This window comes from Janibacter sp. LM, from assembly GCF_039631275.1.
GTDB classification, from domain to species: domain Bacteria; phylum Actinomycetota; class Actinomycetes; order Actinomycetales; family Dermatophilaceae; genus Janibacter; species Janibacter terrae.
This window is the reverse complement of sequence record NZ_JBDIVG010000073.1, coordinates 1-1,468: the sequence shown is the minus strand read 5'-3', so window position 1 is coordinate 1,468 and position 1,468 is coordinate 1. Positions and strand designations below refer to the sequence as shown.

General features: G+C 65.7%; 1 pseudogene. It reads right to left on the bottom strand.

The features are described 5' to 3' along the window. Positions 1 to 1,094, bottom strand: a pseudogene (locus tag ABC138_RS17470) (IS3 family transposase); the annotation flags it as partial. Positions 1,095 to 1,468: the final 374 nt, after the last annotated feature.

Genomic DNA, 1,468 nt, shown 5'->3' with positions numbered 1-1,468 from the left:
GGTCAGACCCCAGGTGGTGGCGCAGTCACGATGCTCGCAGTCGTAGGCATCGCCGACCGACCCGATCGAGGGGCGGATCTGCTCAAGGGCAAGATGTTCCGTCAGCCGCAGACTCGTGTATTGCGACCCGGCATCCGAGTGGTGGATCAACTGGCCGGGATCCGCCAGGCGTCCCTCACGGCCGCGCTGCCAAATCGCCATCCGCAGCGGGACCATCACCAGATCGGTCTGCTTGGTCGTCGCAGCGTGCCACGCCACGATCCGTTGGGCGTAGACATCGACGATGAACGCGACATAGGTGAAGCCCGCCCACGTCCTGACATACGTGAAGTCGGTGACCCACACCCGGTTGGGTGCCTCGACGGTGAAGTCACGATCGAGCAGGTCACCGGCCCGGATGCCGTCCTTGGCCGGGATCGTGGTCCGAACGCCTTTGTCACGCCGCACGCCGACCAGACCAAGGGTGCGCATCGCCCGATCCACCGACCCGAACGAGGCGTCGGCGATGACGGTGCGACGTATGTAGGCGCTCATCTTCCGGCGCCCGTACAGCCCCTCCGGAGTCAACTTGCTGCGGCCGTGCTGGTCGGTGGTCCAAGCGATATCGCGCACCGCGTCCATGACCTGGGCGTCGGTGACGGTCCGTGTGGCTACGGCCCGCCCGACGCTCTTCCAGCTGCGGTAGGTCCGCGCGGCAACCTGACAGCCCTGCTCGCGCAGCACCCGGCAGATCGACTCGACCGCGTGGCCCTGGCTTCTCATGGTGTCGATGAATCCCATGATCAGCGGTTGCGGGGGTCGAGTTCCCCCGCGAAGAAAGTCGTCGCCGCTTTCAGCACGGCCACGTCCTCGCGCAACCGCCGGTTCTCGGCCCTCAACTTCTTGATCTCCTCAGACTCCTGCGTCGTGGTCCCCTCCCGACGGCCCGCGTCGATGTCCGCCTGGGCGACCCAGCGCCGTACCGACTCCCGCGAAACGTTCAGCTGCTTCGACACCGCGACCATCGCCTCAGTCATCGACGGGTACTCCTGCCGGTGCTCGATCACCAACCTCACAGCTCGAGCCCGCAACTCGGGATCAATCTTCTTCGGCATGTGCTCATCCTCCTGGACTCAAACAGGAGCGGCATCAAACCTGGGGCGCTTCAGGTTGGACCCGGGGGATCCGCGAGGCAGTTTGGGAGGAACTTGAGCTCGTCACCCATTGGCGGGGCTACTTGGAGGCACCCATGAGATACCTGCGGCACGTCATCGAGACTGACTGACGTCGGGCCATCTCAAGCCCTTCGGGACTGTGCAGGTCGACCGCTCGCGATGCGCGGATCTGGCGCGTTGGGGGGCGGGTACGCTCGCCCGACCATGGCCGCGATCCGCGCGCATGTTCCGGGTGAGGATCCCGTTGCGGGACGCGGTAGGACGTGTGTCTTAACCTCGATCCACCGATCGACTGTGTCCGGTGGGCGGCGTGG